The organism is uncultured Corynebacterium sp. (assembly GCF_947253065.1).
Taxonomy (GTDB): Bacteria; Actinomycetota; Actinomycetes; order Mycobacteriales; family Mycobacteriaceae; genus Corynebacterium.
Genome location: NZ_CAMXWS010000040.1, coordinates 1 through 16059 on the forward strand (window position 1 = coordinate 1; position 16059 = coordinate 16059).

Below are 16059 nucleotides of genomic sequence, written 5' to 3' on the forward strand. Positions count from 1 at the left end.
AGAGCGCTCCCGCGAGATCTACATCGACAACCGCATCTCCGGTGACTGGAACTTCAAGGTTGAAAAGGGTGGCAACCTGGTCACCGTCGTTGAGCGTGATGGCAAGCTCGTCATCACCCCGAAGCCTGGTGCGAAGGGCGACGTTGTCATTGTTATTACAGATAGCAACGGCAAGACCTTCGAATACAAGGTGACTATCGATAACACGAGCACCAACAATGGTGGTGGCTCGAACACCACCATCGTCAACAACTACGTCTACAACCTGACGATCAACGGTGGCTCCAACCAGGGCGACAAGCACTACTACATCCCCCTGCCGGAGGGTGGCGACTTCAAGATCATCAGCGGCGGCGAGAACGCTGAGCTGAAGAATGAGAACGGCAAGCTCGTGATCATTCCGAAGCCGGGTTCCAACGGCAAGAGCGTCGTTGTTGAGATCCGCGACAAGGACGGAAACGTCGTTGGCAAGGCCACCATCAACATCACCATCAACACGGAGACCAACGTCAACGTGGAGACGGTTGAAACCGGTGGCAAGATCATCATCGAGAACAAGGGCTCTTACGGGTTCGAGACGGGCGGCGACCTCGTTGACATCAACGAGAACGGTGGCAAGCTCGTCATCACCCCGAAGCCGGGCAAGAGCGGCCAGGCTGTCCTGGTCATCACCGATGAGTGGGGCAACAAGCACCGCTACATCATCAACGTCAAGAACAAGGTGACCGTGGTCAACCGCACGATCACCCTGGAAAACGGTGCTACCTCCCGCATCGACATCACCGGTGAGTGGACCCACCGCATCGTCAGCGGTGGCGAGAATGTCACGGTGAACAAGAACGGCAACACCCTGATTGTCACCGGTGTCAAGGGCAAGAACGGCACAGCCGAGATCGAGATCGTGAACAACAACGGCCAGGTCATCGGCCGCTACACCATCGTTGTCACCTCGACGCAGCAGCAGATCAAGGTCAACGAGTTCAACCACTCGATCTCCGACCGTGACGACTTCACCATCACCCCGGGCCGTTCCTCCAACACCATCGAGATCGTCGAGGGTGAGGGCCTGGTCAAGGTGGAGCGTGTCGACGGCAACCTCGTGGTGCGCCCGAAGGAAGGTGCGAACGGCAAGGTCGTCATTGAGGAGCGCAACTCCAACGGTGACCTGCTGACCAAGTGGAACGTCACCATCACCCCGGCGGACGTTAAGGAGATTCGTCGCGAGATCACTACTTCGCAGACCCTGAAGATCTCCGGTGACAACCTGCACGTTGTCAAGGGTGAGGGCCTGGTGGACATCACCAAGAACGGCAACTCCTGGACCGTGAACCCGAAGGACGGCGCTAACGGCGAACTCGTCATCGAGGACCGCGATGCACAGGGCCGCGTTAATGTCCGCTACATCATCAACATCAAGCCGGTCACCCCGAAGAAGGTCAACGTTGAGCTGACCATCAAGAACACCACGACCAAGATCATCCGCATCGAGGAGAACTCCACGGTCAAGGTGATTGAGGGCGGCAGCAAGGCAGAAGTCACCCACGAAGGTGGCAAGCTGATCATCAAGCCGAAGGACGGCGCTACCGGCAAGATCGTCATCGAGGTCAAGAACCCGGACGGCACCATCACCAACTACGTGGTGGACATCACCCAGGGTCAGGTTCACGAGCACAACGTGACCATCACCAACCCGGGCGATGGCGAGCCCTCGAAGTCCGGCGGGATCGAGTTCGACATCAAGCCGGGTAACAAGGTGGAGATCGTCGAAGGCGATGAGAACCTGGTCATCATCGAGAAGGATGGCGAGAACATCGTTGTCCGCCCGAACGACGACAAGCCGGGTACCTCCGGCAGGATCGTCATCGAAGAGCGTGACAAGGATGGCAACACCGTCAACCGCTACATCATCGTCATCGACGGCGACGATCAGGGCAACGGTGGCAACACCAGCGGCCGCGACAAGGGTGGCAAGCTGATCATCACCGACCAGAACACGGACGAAGGCAGCTTCGTTGTTGAGGTTCCGGGCAATGGTGGCACCATCACCATCAAGGATGGCGACAAGGACGTCACCAAGGAGTTCGAGATCAAGGACAACGGCGACGGCACCTTCACCATCATCCGCAAGGATGGCCAGCCGCTCGACCGTAAGTTCACGGTCACCTGGACCAGCCCGGATGGCAAGACTGTCACGAACAACACGAACGTGAACATCAACATTGACACCCAGAGCAGCAAGAACCGGAACGGTTCCTCCAACCCGGCTTGCATCGGTGCCATCTCCCTGCTGTCCCTGCCGCTGCTCCTGGCTATCCCGGTGGGTATCCTCTCCCAGGTCAAGATCCCTGGCTTCGAGCACATCCACGGCCAGCTGAACGCTGCAATCCAGCAGGCAAACACGGAGATCCAGCGTGGTCTGGGCATCTTCGACAACAACCGTGCAGGCAAAGCAGCTAACGTCAACGCAGCTGCAGGCCAGATCGCTCCGCTGCTCGGCGCAGGTGCCGCAGCAGTCGGCGCACTGGCAGTCATCGCCGGTGTCGGCGCAGGTGTGGTCCACGCTTGCGGCATCGCTGACCTGAGCCAGGGCTCCTCCAAGGACTCCAACGGTTCCAGCAGCGAGAACTAAATAGCTCCGCGCTTACAGAACTCCTCGCTCTTTAAGGGCGGGGGTGGTTCTCAGAGCTGACACTAAAGCGGGCGAACTCCTTCAACTGGGGTTCGTCCGCTTTTTGGCATGTCAGTGAAAAGGTGCAGCGGGATTAGAGTTGGTGACTATGACGCACGAGATTGCTAGTTCACCTCTTTCTGGAGCACCCCTCATCTTTGATGGAGGATTAGGCACCAGGCTCGCTGACCGTGGCAACGATGTCACGGGAGCACTGTGGTCGGCAGAGATCTTGCGCAATGACCCTGATGAAGTTCAGCGGGCACATGAGGACTTCTACCGTGCTGGTGCTGATGTGGCTACGACCTGCTCATACCAAGTGACATTCGATGCGCTAGGGAATGAGGCTGAGGAGCTGCTTCGGCACAGTGTTGACCTGGCGCGGAAGGCAGCTGAGGTGGTCAGTGCGGAACAGGGCAATGACCGTCCTTTATATGTAGCTGCATCGGTCGGCCCATATTGACCATCCACGCGACGGCCGCGCCGATAAGGTAGGCAAGCACAGCGCCCAAGGGACCTGCCTGGGTAATGGTGTAGCCGGAGCTGATGAAGAGACCTGAGCCGATGACGCCACCGAGGGCGAGCATGACCATATGCCGAACTTCTAGGCCGCGGTGGACCTCAGAATTTGGCTCTACCGTTTTCTGCATGGATTAACCATAAGACCGAGTGATGCAAAGCCCCGCGAAATACCCAAAGGCCAAAGTTGGAATCAGAGTGCGAAAAAATGGCCGATTTTTCTAAGTGTGATTCTCACTTTGAAATTTAGAGTGTGAATATGCAGGTAGTGAAAGTGTTAAAGGTGTATATGACTCATAATCATGAGTTGGAAAGATGCGCGACTTGCAGAAACGCTCGCAGAACTTCGTGCTTTCGGTGACGACACGACGCTTGTCGAGTGCAAAACTGCAGCTGGGGGAGTCCCCGACAATATCGGGGAGACTCTGTGCGCATTTGCGAATATGCCTCAGGCGGGAACGATCATTCTCGGTGTTAGCGAACGCAAAGGCTTCGAAGTAACCGGTGTGGAGAATCCGGCGGAGATGGAAAAAGCCATCGCATCATTGAACCGCAATACTGTGTCTCCGGCTCCACAACTCACGTTCTCTCACCACATCATTGACGGAAAGCATGTTGTGGTCGTGGAAATTGCTCCGCTGATGCCGTCTGAGAAGCCAGCATTTTTCCGTAATAAGGCTTATCTCCGACAGGCTGATGGCGATTACGAGATGAACTCTAATGATCAAAAAATGCTGGAACTTTCCGCGCTTACAGAACACCAGCAGCCGCACTTTGATTTTCAAACGGTGCCAGGCACCGATACAGGTGTGCTCGACCCGGAAATTCTCAAGCAGTACATCACCTCAGTGAGGCAGTCACGGTCTCGAGTGGCCAGGATTGAGGATGATGCACAGCTACTGCAGGTCACTAAAGTCACTGATAATCGGGGCAATATTCGGCTCGGAGGACTGTACGGACTTGGTTACCTGCCCCAGTCAGTTGAGCCTGCACTAGGTGCGACGGTGGCGGTGAGACTATCTCGCGGGGACGGGATTGGCCGACACAAGAACCTCAAGGAGATTGAAGGGCCGCTGCCAGTGATGTTGGTGGAAGTCATGGACTGGATTCGCCAGAATTCTGACACGGTCAGCCGATACACCGAAGACGGTCACCTAGTGGATGAGCCGGAATTCCCACCTACAGCGATCCGTGAAGTGCTGGCAAATGCACTTGTTCACCGTGACTTGGGCCCCTCCATGGATGTGGGCAAGAAAGTTGAGATCCGGATTACAGAGAAGATGCTCGTGGTGGTCAGCCCTGGGGGACTTCGTGGCCTATCCGCATCTCAGCTGGAAAGCCCCGAGCTGACAAAGGCGCCGGTGAACAAACGGCTGTACGAGATTGCGCGTTACCTGCGTACGGCTGACGGGGAGCGTTTCATCGAGGGGGAAGGTGGCGGTATCCAAGAGATCCTCACAGCGACACGGGAAGCTCGTCTGCCCAAGCCACGATTCATCGATAGTGGCGTTAGTTTCAAGGTGCTTTTTCCACGCGGTTCACGCTTCACTGAAGCAGAGAATCAGTGGTTAAAAGAATTGCAGGGGAAGCGCGGGCGGCAGCTAACCCCGACGGAGGAGGACCTTCTGGTCAATCTTCGTAACCATGGTGGTGCGACGCTGCGGCACATCGTGCAGTTATACACGCCATTAGGGGAGCGAACATGTAAAAGAATGCTTGAGCAGCTTCTAGACAGAGGTTTCCTTGATCAGCAGGACGGTATCTATGGCGTAGCTGGTGAGGACATGTCAACTGTGGGTCAACAGGTGAGCACTCACGTGGACCGGCCGTTATTGGCTGCAATGGGTAAGAACGTCCCGGCGGTGTATAACGCCATTGGCATCGGTGAGTCTGTGACTTTGAAGGACCTATGCGAGGAGACGGGCCTGTCAGCGGCACAGGTGCGTTATGCCCTTGACCCACTTCTCGCTGGGAACCATGTAGTCATGATTGGTGGTCAGGGCCGAAAAGCGACGGTGTACAAGCGGACGTAAATGCCCAAAGGCCAAAGTTGGAACCAAAGTGCGAAAAAATGGCCGATTTTTCTAAGTGTGATTCTCACTTTGTGGTGGGCTGGTGATCGTCGATAAGCGAAAGCTCTTCGAAGCTGGGTATTGCCCTGGTATAACGTTAAGCACGTGACACGGGGTGCCGAGTGGCTGCGTGAGGTAGCCGAGACGCTGAGAGGCGAAGGCTGAGATGACACCCGTTGAACCTGATCCAGTTGATGCTGGCGGAGGGATAGTCGCGGCGTTTGCGTGCGCCTATGCCTTTCCGCGTGAAGAAAGGCCGAGGTAAATGGGCATTACTAAAAAAATCGCCGTTTTTTTGACTGCGTTGGCATCCACCATGATGCTGGCGGCATGCGGCGGCGCCGGTGAAGAAGACGGCATGACCAAGGTCCGCTTCGCTCTGGACTGGACGCCGAACACGAACCACACCGGTGTTTATGTGGCCATGGAGAAGGGCTACTTCAAGGAAGCGGGCTTGGATGTTGAGGTCGTGCCGTACAACGACAGCAACCCGGTCCTATTGGTTGATTCGGGCAATGCGGAATTCGCAGCCGATACGCAGGACCGCATGACCATGGCCAAGGCGGCGGGTGCAGATGTGCGCTCCGTGCTCGCGATCGAGCAGAACTGGACCACCGAGGTCAGCGTGCTTTCTGAACGCGATGACATCAAGCGCCCGGCTGACCTGGACGGCAAGATCTTCGGTGGTTTCGGCTCCCCAGCAGACCATGCGATTTTGAAGGCCATCATCCGCGGTGATGGTGGCAAGGGCGAATTCGAGGAGGTCACCCTGGGGACCTCGGCGTATGAGGCGCTGTACTCCCGCGACGTCGATTTCACCGTGCCGTACGTGGCATGGGAGGGCATTGAGGCCGCAGACCGTGGTGTTGAGCTGAAGAACTTCACATACACCGACTACGGCTTGCCGAATAGCTACCAGATGGTGGTCGTTGGTGGAAACAAGTGGATGGAGGAAAATCCGGAGGACGCCAAGAAATTCGTCCAGGCAATCCAGCGCGGTTTCCAGGACGCGGTGGACAATCCGGATGAGGCTGCGGAGATCCTGCAGAAGCAGAATCCGGATGTCCTCACCGACCTTGAATTCCTGAAGAAGAGCCAGCGTATGCTGTCCGAGAAATACATGCTGGATGAAAGCGGCAAGTTCGGCACCCAGACGCAAGAGCAGTGGTCCGAGTTGGGTCAGTTCCTCTTTGACAACAAGCTGCTTGTCGACGCATCCAATAACCCCCTGACCGAAGCCCCGGACTGGAGCACCTACTTCACCAATGAGTACATCGCCGACTAAGACTGCCTCGGCGCCCGTGATCTCTGCTGCTGCCGGCAGTGCCGCCGGCCGGGCGCGCGGGTTGAGCAACAACCTGTGGGCACCACTGCTTTTCATCATCGCTGGTTTAGCGGTGTGGGAAGTACTCGTGCGCATCACAGGTGTTCGCCCGCAGGTTTTGCCCGCACCGTCCCAGGTTGCACGGGCTGGATGGATGCAGCGAGAGGTTATCGGAACACACGCCCTGGCTACGCTGCAGGTTACATTGATCGGTTTCGCCCTGTCACTGGTGTGCGCGTGGATCATCGCCATCGCGATTGATTTCTCCCCAATGCTGAAGCGGGGCCTCACACCGCTGCTCGTGGCATCGCAGACCATTCCGATCATTGCGATCGCACCGCTGATGATCATTTGGTTCGGCTTCGGCCTTCTGCCGAAAATGCTGGTGGTCGCCCTGGTGACATTCTTTCCCATCGCCATTGGCCTGATCGAAGGTTTCGCGCGCACTGACCGTGAGGCATCAAACCTGCTGCGCAGCATGGGGGCTTCGAGGTGGCGTGAGTTCTGGATGGTGCGTTTGCCGTCGGCAATGCCCGAATTCTTCACCGCCCTGCGCATCGGTATTACCTATGCCGTGACCGGCGCGATCTTTGCGGAGTACGTCGGTGCCAAGCAGGGCCTGGGCATTTACATGAGTGTGCAGAAGAATGCCTTCCGCACCGACCTCGTCCTCGCTGCCGTGGCGGTGACCGCCGTGATCAGCGTGCTTTTGTACCTGTCCACCTATCTCATTGAGCGCGCTGTCATTCCGTGGCACATCAAGGAAAGGAAGGCCGAACGTGCTTGAGCTGAAGAATATTAGCCGCGCATTCGGCGACCGCCAGGTCCTCGACGGCGTGAGCTTTGATGTGGAACCAGGCGAGTTTGTTTCGCTCATCGGCCCGTCGGGCGCCGGCAAGTCGACGCTGTTCAACATCATCGCCGGGCTGGATAAACCAGATTCAGGCGAGGTGGTCTTCGACGGCACCACCGCCTACATGCCGCAAAAAGACCTGCTTTTTCCGTGGCGCACGATTGAAGCGAATGCAGCTCTCGGCCTCGAAGTGCAAGGCGTGCCTAAGAAGGAAGCGCGCGCCCGTGCACGCGAATGGTTCCCGCAATTCGGTCTCGATGGTTTTGAGGACGCCCTGCCATTCCAGCTCTCCGGTGGCATGCGTCAACGCGCCGCACTTTTGCGCACGGTTGTGCAGGAAAAGAGCACACTGCTTCTCGACGAACCCTTTGGCGCCCTCGATTCCCTCACCCGCAATGACCTGCAGAATTGGCTGCAAGGGATGTGGGCTGAGCACGACTGGACAGCTTTGCTGATCACCCACGACGTGCGCGAGGCGATCCTGCTCTCAGACCGCATCGTGGTGCTCAACCCCCGCCCGACGAGCGTGCGGGAGATCATCACCGTTGACCTGCCCCGCCCCCGCGGCACCGAGGTGGTCAGTTCCCCTGAGTTCGGCGAGCTGGAGCGCCGCATCCTGGAGCACCTGCAGAAGCACTAGCTACCCGCGGGTGGGATCCAACCAATTGCGCGAAAGGTAACAATCAAACGGTAACAATGCCCATTTTGGGTGGGACTGTCAATGGGGACTGTCAATGGGTGAATGCGCCATCTCGATCGAGAGGTGGTTGTGTTTCTGGGATGAGGCAGGGTGGCGGGACTAGACATCCAGTTCGGGGTGGATGTCCTTTTCCCGCAGTACGCGTTCGTTCCAGAATCCCAGCATGGCTAGGAGGAATGCTGCCACGCCCAGGGCGCCGAGGACGGTCATAGCGACGGCGACACGGTTATCCCCAGGCGAGGTGCCAAACAGAGTGTGGCGCATCAGGTCGACGGAGAAGCGCATCGGATCCCAGGAGTGGGCCCACTGGATGAACTTCGGCTGCACCTCTGGTGGGTAAAGGCCGTTGGAGGCCACCAGCTGCAGAGACATCAGCACCATCGTGATCAAGCGGCCCACGGAGGGGCCGAACAGTGAGTAGATGGCCAGGATCACCGTATTGAACACGGCGGCGATGAACCCAAGGGACAGCAGCATCTGGAACGGATGCTCTGGGTTCACGTCCAGCAAGAAGTACTGCACAGCCCACAGATTGAAGGCCTGTACGAGGCCGACCAGGACGGCGGGGATCCAGGAACCCATGACCACACGCGCCGGGTTGGTGCCCGAGTCGATCGCGCGGCGGGAGATCGGGTTGAAGATCATGAACAGGATCAAGCCGCCGAACCACAGGGACAGGGAGAGGAAGAAGGGGGAGAGGCCCTGACCGAAGGTGGTCAGCTCATCACCGGCGTTTTCCATGCGCACGGGGGCGCCGGCGACATCCGAGGCCTTGTCCAGCTTGCTGCCCTCAAAGCTCGGGACCTGCTCAGAACCCTCGTTGATGCGCAGGGCCAATTCGCCGGAGCCGGAATCGAGCTGGACCAGGCCGTCGTTAAGTTCGTCCATGCCCACGACGAGCTGCTCGGAGCCGTCGGCGAGCTTGGTGGTGCCATCGGCAAGGGTGCGGGCGCCGACGACCAGCTTGGACGTGCCATCGGTGAGACGGGCGGTGCCGGCAACGAGCTCACCAGAGCCGTCGTGCAGCAGGTGCAGTGCGTCGGAAAGACGCTGTGCGCCATCGGCTGCGTCATTGATGCCGGTGACAAACTGGGCGGCTGGATTATTCAGCTCATCGGCCAGCTTGGCGGCACCGTCACGCAGCTGGTTCAGCTGTGAGATCGTGTTCGGGTCCAGGGCTGTGTCGATCATCTGCTGGGTCTGCGGATCAACGACGGAAATGCCAGCCTCGTCCTGCAGTTGGCGCAAGCGCTTGACCAGGTCGCGGGCGGCAGGACCACCGACGTTTTCCAGATCAGCGATAGCTTTGTCGATCGACGCGTTGAACCGCTGATTCGCAGCCTGGATCTCCTCCAGCTGGGCGCCGATCCCGGTGACCTTATTCACGCCTTCAGACACAGCAGCAGCACCGGCACCGAGGGTGTTCACGCCATCGCGCAAGCGGCCCATGCCGTTGGCTAATTCGTCGGCGCCGTCGGAGGCCTGGCCCAGGCCGTCGTTAAGCCTGTTGGCGCCACTGTCCAGTTGGTGGGCGCCGTCGTCGAGCTGGGTGATGCCATCGACGAGCTCAGGTGTTTTCTCCCTGGCCTGCTGGAGGCCATCATTGAGTTGACCTGCGCCGTCGCCGAGCTTGCCGCCGCCTTCGACGGCCTTACCGGTGCCGTCGTGAAGCTGGTCGGCGCCGTCAGCGGCCTGTTCCATGCCGTCGCCGATGGTGTTGAAGCCGACGAAGAGCTGACGCGATATCTGTTGGCCGACGGTTTCACTGATCACCGATGTCATCACGCGCGTGACCTGGTTACCCAGCATCGTGGGAATGAAGCCGTTGGTGTTGTTCAGCGTGACGTTGATCTTCGCTGGGTGCGGGTCATCCGAATTCACGCTGACAGAGGCCTCGGAGAAGTCCTTGGGTATCTCCACTCCCAGGTAGTAGGTACCGTCCGCGATACCTTGTCGGGCGTCCTCGGGGCTGAGCTCGACGAAGTTCATGGGCTCGATTTCGAGCAATTTCTCCGTCACCTCGTCGCCGGCGTGAATCTCATCGCCGTCCGGGCCCTCGGCACCTTCGTCGGAGTTGACCAAGGCCACCGGGATCTTGTTCATATTCCCCAGCGGATCCCAGTAACTCCACACAAACAAGCCACCGAAAAGCAGCGGCAAAAGCATAACGGCGATCAGCGCCAAAGGTGGCAGCTTGCCGTTGAGGAGCTTGCGAAAGTGCGAGCCGATGTGCAGGCCTGAAATCATGAGGTGACCTCCTCAATCTCCTCGGTATCCTCGGTATCCTCAGTCTCCGTATCTTCAGCCGATGCCTCGTGGCGCAGGTCGACGATGTGGTCGGCGTGGTCGCCGGTGTCATCGTTGACAGTGGTGGCCAGGATAGGCAGGTGGTGGGAGAGGGCGACCAAGTCGTCGAGAAGCGTGTCACGCAGTTTGAGGCTGCGGATCTGGTCGATGTCGTCGACGATCAACAGATCTGCCTCCGGGCGGGCGATGAGTGCCAGCAGGATGCGCAGACGGAAGCGGTCTGTAACGCCGAGTTTGCCCACGTCCACCGATGGGTCGAGGTGCGTGAGGTTGAGCGGTTCCAGCCACGGCTCGACCTTGGGGTGGTTGAGAATGTCGCGGCGCAGGGGCACGAAGAACATTTGGCTCCACGCGACCTGTTCGCGAATGACTTCGCGGACATCCACCTGGCGCTCAAGGGTATCGATGAGCTCGGAACCCGCAAGCGCGATGCGCTTGAAGCGCTGACGTGGCTTTGTCTCCTCCCCATACAGCAGGACCGAACCGCCTTTGGGGCTGTAGCGACCGGCGAGGGCCATGCTCAGGGTCGAGGTGCCGGATTCGCGCTTATTGATCAGCAGCGTGAGGCCGTCGGCGACGTCGAAATTCAGTGGGGAGTCACCCCGCCTCATGGTGAGGTCTTTAACACTGATGATTGTTTCCACTGGGATACCCCTCAAATTAAGTGGAGGTTAGACTATCGGTTATTCCTGACGTATGGTCCTCGCTATCGACCAATTAGTCAAGGCGAAAACCATGCGAGCAGACGCAAAACTCAGGCGCGAAAAAATCATTGTCGCAGCGTGCGACATGTTACGCACCATGCCAGAATCCACGGTGACTTTAGAAGGAGTCGCCGCCCGCGCAGGCGTTGGCATTGCCACCCTCTACCGCAATTTTCCCACGCGCAGCGATCTCGATGTCGCCTGCGGGTTGCGGCTTTTGGGCATCTTGGAGAAAAAGATCGCGGACGTGCACACGCTTCTCGACGAAGACCCCCAGACCCACTGGGACCGCTTCGTCTGGAGCCTCCTCGACTACGGAGTCGGGCCCCTGGTCCATGCGATCACCTTCGACCACTGGCACGGCAACCCCGAACTGGCAGCCAAGCGGGAAGAGGCCATCGCTGCCTTCCAGACATTGCTGGACAAAGCCGCGCTAGCCGGTCTGGTTCCCGCTGACTTGACCCCTTTGGATTTCGCCGCGGAGGTCTTCGTGGTCACCCGCCCGTTGGACGGGAAGCTGGTCCAACACAACCCAGATGTGCAGCGCCACATGCTCGGGCGGTTGCTCACCGCTTGGCGGAGGCAGAGCTAAACGCTTCCGAGGATTTAGCGGGGGTCGGTGCCCTCACGCTGATCGTCGTCAAGCGTGTCCAACGTGGAAAGCTGCTCGTCGATGGAGCTCAGCAGCTCCTCATCGCGCTCGGCTGGCTCCTCGCTCAGCGGACCGTGGTCCGTCGTGGCAGCGGCGGTCGGCGGCTGGGTGCGCTGCACGGTCGGCTTCGGTGCTGGCTTAGCTGGAGCCTTCTTTGCTGGGGCCTTCTTTGCTGGGGCAGGGGAGTCAGTGCCGAAGATGAAGTAGTAGACGCCACCTGCGACTGCGGCGAGCAAAGCCAGGATGGAAACGCCGGCGAAAATGCCGTTCTTGCGCTTCTTCTTGTTCTGCTTTTGGCGCTTCTTCAGGGCCTTGTCCAGCTCTTTCTTCTGCTTCTTGTCCAGCTGCTCAGCCTCAAACAGGGCGCGACGACGATCCAGGCGGGCGTGCGCTGCGCGGGTGATATCCCCCGCCTGCAGGCGAGCCGCGTCGAATTTCGAGGTGTCCTCCTCGGAGTTCTCATTATTGCCGCGGGCCATTGCTCGCACGGCTTCGTACACGTCGCGTTTCTGTTCCTTGTTCAGCTCGCGGTAGCGGTTCAGCAGGGTGCCACCCACCGCAGCTGCGATGCGGAGATTTCGGAGATTCATGGTTTCATCGGCCCTTTCATCACAAATTCGTGGCTGTGTGAGTCCCACAGTAGTGAAGTCCGCGGGCCGCGTCGTGGAGATTGAACCAAGCGGGCCCAAAAAATGGACAGCTCGGTTCATTTTTGGAGAATTTTTGGCTTTTATATTCACGATCAGAACGGCGTTGAGCAGCACAAACAAACGTTGAAACACCACAGCCCATTGATCACTTAAACACCACCGGGCTACATTCCAAACCAGTTTCCAAGTGCTGAGCCCAGCCGCCCGGACACACACGTGGCCGGTATGACAAACCCTGAACCGATACGACGAAAGGACTCCTTCGGTGACTGAAGGACACTTTTCGTCGAGGCTGTCGGCGTCTGCGCCCTTGGACCTCCTCGACGAAGCACCCCAAGACGGTGCCCGCCCCGCTGTGAAGCGGGAGCAGAGGACCGCACTGAGTTTCGAGCTCATCCCTCCCCGCCACGACGCGGATGAAGCGAAGCTGAAAGACCTCATCCACGGTCTGGTTTCCTACCACCCGGACTACCTGGCTGTGACCAGCTCACGTCGTTCCGGCTGGCTGCAGGGCACCGCCGACTTCATTGCCCGGCTCAACGAGTGCACCAACCTGCCCACCATCGCGCACTTGGCATGCACCGCTGGGCCCGTCGATGAGCTGGCAGATTGGATCCGCACCCTCATCGACTCCGGTGTGCGCGGCTTCCTCGCCCTGCGCGGCGACCTCCCGGAAGGGGAGACCAGCCTGCCGGAGGGCTACCTCCAGTACGCCACCGAGCTGCTCTCGCTCATCCGCGAGATCGAGGACGAGAACGCCTTCCGCCTCGCCGCGGGCAAACTCGCCCTGTCCGTGGCGTGCTACCCGTCCGGCCACGCTGAATCGCCCACGCCGGACCTGGACTTGGACGTTTTGTTGTCCAAGCAACGGCTCGGCGCAGACTTCGCCATCACTCAGCTGTTCTTCGAGGCAGAGGACTACCTCCGCTTCGCTGAGCAGTCACGCATGGCGGGCGTACGCATCCCCCTGATCCCCGGCATCATGCCTATGACGAGCCTGAAGCGGGCCCAGCGCATGGGCGTGCTGTCGGGGATCGAGGTGCCGCAGCGTGTCGTCGAAAAGCTGGCGGCGGCGAGCGACCCCGACGAGGAATACGAAGTGGGCATGCAGCTCACCGTTGAACTCGCCGGCAAGCTTCTCGACGCCGGCGTAGGCGGCCTGCACATCTACACCCACAACAATCTGGCGGTGACGCAAGACCTGCTGTCGCGGCTCGGAATAGAACCCAAACAGAAATAACAAGGAGAAACAGTGAGCACATTCCCCAAGGCCACGATCGAGGGCTACCCCCGCATCGGCGCCAACCGCGAGCTGAAGCGCGCGCTGGAGTCCTACTGGGCCGGCCGCATCGACGCGGAGACCTTCCGCACCACCACCCGTGCGCTGCGCATTGATACCTACAACCACCTGCGCGACCTCGGCCTGACCGAGGACTACGCCATCCCGGCTGACGTTGCTTATTACGACCAGGTCCTCGAGACCGGTCTGACCGTCGGCCTGATCGCCGGTGGCACCGACCTCGACGAGGAATTCGCCCTCGCCCGCGGCAACGACACCCGCGTGCCGCTGGAGATGACCAAGTGGTTCGACACCAACTACCACTACCTCGTACCGGAGGTTTCCGCTGGTCAGGACATCACCCCGGCGCCGGAGCGCATCGTCCGCCTGGTTGAGGAAGCACGCGAGGCTGGCCACAAGGTCCGCCCGGCACTCGTCGGCCCGGTCACCCTGCTCGCCCTGTCCAAGCCGGTCGAGTGGTCCCTGCTGGACAAGCTTGTCGACGCCTACGCCACCGTCTTCGCCGCCCTCAAGGAAGCCGGCGTCGAGTGGGTCCAGGTCGCTGAACCGGCACTGGTCGCTGACCTGTCCACCTCGGACGCTGACCTGGCTAAGTACACCGAGCAGGCATGGTCCAAGCTCCTGGCTTCTGACAACCGCCCGCAGGTCTACGTGACCACCCCGTACGGTTCTGCACGCAAGGGCCTCGATGCCCTGGCTGCCGTCGCACCGGATGCCGTTCACGTCGACCTTTCCCCGTGGACCCTCGACGCTGATGCTGACTACCCAGCACGCGTCGCTGCTGCCTTCGACGGCAAGGACACCACCCTCGTTGCCGGTCTCATCGACGGCCGCAACGTCTGGGCCGCCAACCTGCGCGAAAAGGTCGAGGTACTGAACAAGCTGGGCACTGAATCCGTGTCCACCTCCACCTCCCTGCAGCACGTCCCGCACACCCTCAACGCTGAGAAGAACATCCCGGTCGACGTCGCACCGTGGCTCTCCTTTGCTGACGAGAAGATCGAGGAGATCACCGCTCTCGTCGCTGGTGAGGAGAACGCGCCGGAGGCATTCGGCCGTTCCGACCGTGCCGTGCGTACCCGTGCCGAGTCCACCCGTATCCACAACGCTGCTGTTGTTGAGCGCGTCGACGCCCTGCCTTCCGGCGCCGTCCAGCGCCAGCCGGAATTCGCTGAGCGTCAGGAAGCACAGAAGGCTCTTGGCCTGCCGAAGCTGCCGACCACCACGATCGGTTCCTTCCCGCAGACCACCGAGATCCGCAAGGCTCGCGCCGACCACCGCGCCGGTGAGCTGAATGACGAGCAGTACAACGAGGCTCTCAAGCAGGAAGTCAAGAACGTCATCGAGCTGCAGGAGCGCCTCGGCCTCGACGTTCTGGTTCACGGCGAGCCGGAGCGCAACGACATGGTCCAGTACTTCGCCGAGCTTCTCGACGGCTTTGTTGTCACCGAGAACGGCTGGGTCCAGTCTTACGGCTCCCGCTGCACCCGTCCGCCAATCGTCGTTGGTGACGTCTCCCGCCCGGAGGCCATGACCACCGAGTGGTCCGCCTACGCACAGTCCCTGTCCGACAAGCCGGTCAAGGGCATGCTCACCGGCCCGGTGACCATCCTGGCCTGGTCCTTCAAGCGCGATGACGTTCCGCTGTCCGTCTCCGCCGACCAGATCGGCGTCGCCCTGGCTGACGAGGTCGCTGACCTGGAGAAGGCCGGCATCAAGGTCATCCAGATCGATGAGCCAGCACTCCGCGAGCTCCTTCCGCTGCGTGAGGAGGACCGTCCGTCCTACCTCGACTGGGCAGTCCGCGCCTTCCGCCTCGTCGCATTGGAGGCAGCACCGACCACCCAGATCCACACCCACCTCTGCTACTCCGAGTTCGGCCAGATCATCGACGCTGTCGCTGGCCTGGACGCTGACGTCACCTCCATCGAGGCTGCACGTTCCAAGATGGAGCTGCTCGAGGACATCGACGAGACCTTCCACGCCGAGATCGGCCCGGGTGTCTACGACATCCACTCCCCGCGCGTCCCGTCGAAGGAAGAAATGGTCGAGCTGATCAAGGCCGCGCTGGTCAACGTCCCGACCGATCGCCTCTGGGTCAACCCGGACTGTGGCCTGAAGACCCGCGGCTACGCCGAGGTCGAGCCGGCCCTGGCCAACATGGTCGCTGCCCGCGATGAGGTCGTCGGTGGCCTCTAAGCCTTAAGGCCCTTGCCACACGACTAACCCCGGGAACCATTCGCATGGTTTCCCGGGGTTTCGTTGCTTTCAGGGAGGTCCGAGTGGATCCCCGTGGGAGTCCCGTGGGAG

General features: G+C 59.9%; 13 protein-coding genes and 1 riboswitch. Of the genes, 9 read left to right on the forward strand and 4 right to left on the reverse strand.

The window, feature by feature from the left end; genetic code table 11:
* Positions 1-2629: hypothetical protein (locus tag Q0X21_RS08680; RefSeq protein WP_297851505.1), on the forward strand; the 2629-nt coding region annotated here is incomplete at its 5' end.
* A gap of 148 nt (positions 2630-2777) precedes the next feature.
* Complete coding sequence (locus tag Q0X21_RS08685; RefSeq protein WP_297851506.1) at positions 2778-3131, forward strand: homocysteine S-methyltransferase family protein; 354 nt, start codon at positions 2778-2780, stop codon at positions 3129-3131.
* Here the strand turns inward: Q0X21_RS08685 and Q0X21_RS08690 are convergent.
* Entirely contained in the window at positions 3070-3318 is a 249-nt protein-coding gene (locus Q0X21_RS08690) for a hypothetical protein (protein WP_367172805.1), read from the reverse strand. The genes Q0X21_RS08685 and Q0X21_RS08690 overlap by 62 nt on opposite strands.
* 171 nt (positions 3319-3489) lie before the next feature.
* Between Q0X21_RS08690 and Q0X21_RS08695 the strand changes: the two genes are divergently transcribed.
* The 4 genes from Q0X21_RS08695 to Q0X21_RS08710 all read left to right on the forward strand — a co-directional run bounded on the left by Q0X21_RS08695 (position 3490) and on the right by Q0X21_RS08710 (position 8076).
* Positions 3490-5220: an ATP-binding protein gene (locus Q0X21_RS08695; RefSeq protein WP_297851507.1), complete on the forward strand. Its 1731-nt coding sequence runs from the start codon at positions 3490-3492 to the stop codon at positions 5218-5220.
* Positions 5221-5360: 140 nt separating this feature from the next.
* Positions 5361-5486, forward strand: a riboswitch (TPP riboswitch).
* 38 nt (positions 5487-5524) lie between these two features.
* Positions 5525-6544 carry an ABC transporter substrate-binding protein gene (locus tag Q0X21_RS08700; protein WP_297851508.1) on the forward strand — a complete coding sequence of 340 codons (1020 nt, stop codon included), beginning with the start codon at positions 5525-5527 and terminating at the stop codon, positions 6542-6544.
* Positions 6525-7370, forward strand: a complete 846-nt coding sequence (locus tag Q0X21_RS08705; protein WP_297851509.1) for an ABC transporter permease — start codon at positions 6525-6527, stop codon at positions 7368-7370. Before Q0X21_RS08700 ends, Q0X21_RS08705 begins: the two co-directional genes overlap by 20 nt.
* Positions 7363-8076, forward strand: coding sequence for an ABC transporter ATP-binding protein (locus tag Q0X21_RS08710; RefSeq protein WP_297851510.1), 714 nt, complete (start codon positions 7363-7365; stop codon positions 8074-8076). The genes Q0X21_RS08705 and Q0X21_RS08710 overlap by 8 nt, the downstream gene beginning before the upstream one ends.
* Before the next feature lie 159 nt (positions 8077-8235).
* On the opposite strand, the gene Q0X21_RS08715 is transcribed toward Q0X21_RS08710, so the two are convergent.
* Both Q0X21_RS08715 and Q0X21_RS08720 read right to left on the reverse strand, forming a co-directional pair.
* Complete coding sequence (locus Q0X21_RS08715; protein ID WP_297851511.1) at positions 8236-10383, reverse strand: YhgE/Pip domain-containing protein; 2148 nt, start codon at positions 10381-10383, stop codon at positions 8236-8238.
* The gene (locus Q0X21_RS08720) at positions 10380-11054 is read right to left on the reverse strand and encodes a hypothetical protein (RefSeq protein WP_297851512.1); all 675 of its coding nucleotides are present in this window, start codon (positions 11052-11054) and stop codon (positions 10380-10382) included. Before Q0X21_RS08720 ends, Q0X21_RS08715 begins: the two co-directional genes overlap by 4 nt.
* Positions 11055-11178: 124 nt before the next feature.
* Here Q0X21_RS08720 and Q0X21_RS08725 point away from each other — a divergent pair, with 124 nt between their 5' ends.
* Entirely contained in the window at positions 11179-11739 is a 561-nt protein-coding gene (locus Q0X21_RS08725; RefSeq protein ID WP_297851513.1) for a TetR/AcrR family transcriptional regulator, read from the forward strand.
* 14 nt (positions 11740-11753) lie between these two features.
* Here the strand turns inward: Q0X21_RS08725 and Q0X21_RS08730 are convergent, their stop codons facing one another.
* Entirely contained in the window at positions 11754-12389 is a 636-nt protein-coding gene (locus Q0X21_RS08730; RefSeq protein WP_297851514.1) for a hypothetical protein, read from the reverse strand.
* 325 nt (positions 12390-12714) lie between these two features.
* Here Q0X21_RS08730 and Q0X21_RS08735 point away from each other — a divergent pair, with 325 nt between their 5' ends.
* Positions 12715-13689, forward strand: coding sequence for a methylenetetrahydrofolate reductase (locus Q0X21_RS08735; protein ID WP_297851515.1), 975 nt, complete (start codon positions 12715-12717; stop codon positions 13687-13689).
* 12 nt (positions 13690-13701) lie between these two features.
* Entirely contained in the window at positions 13702-15948 is a 2247-nt protein-coding gene (gene metE / locus Q0X21_RS08740; protein WP_297851516.1) for a 5-methyltetrahydropteroyltriglutamate--homocysteine S-methyltransferase, read from the forward strand.
* Positions 15949-16059 lie beyond the last annotated feature (111 nt).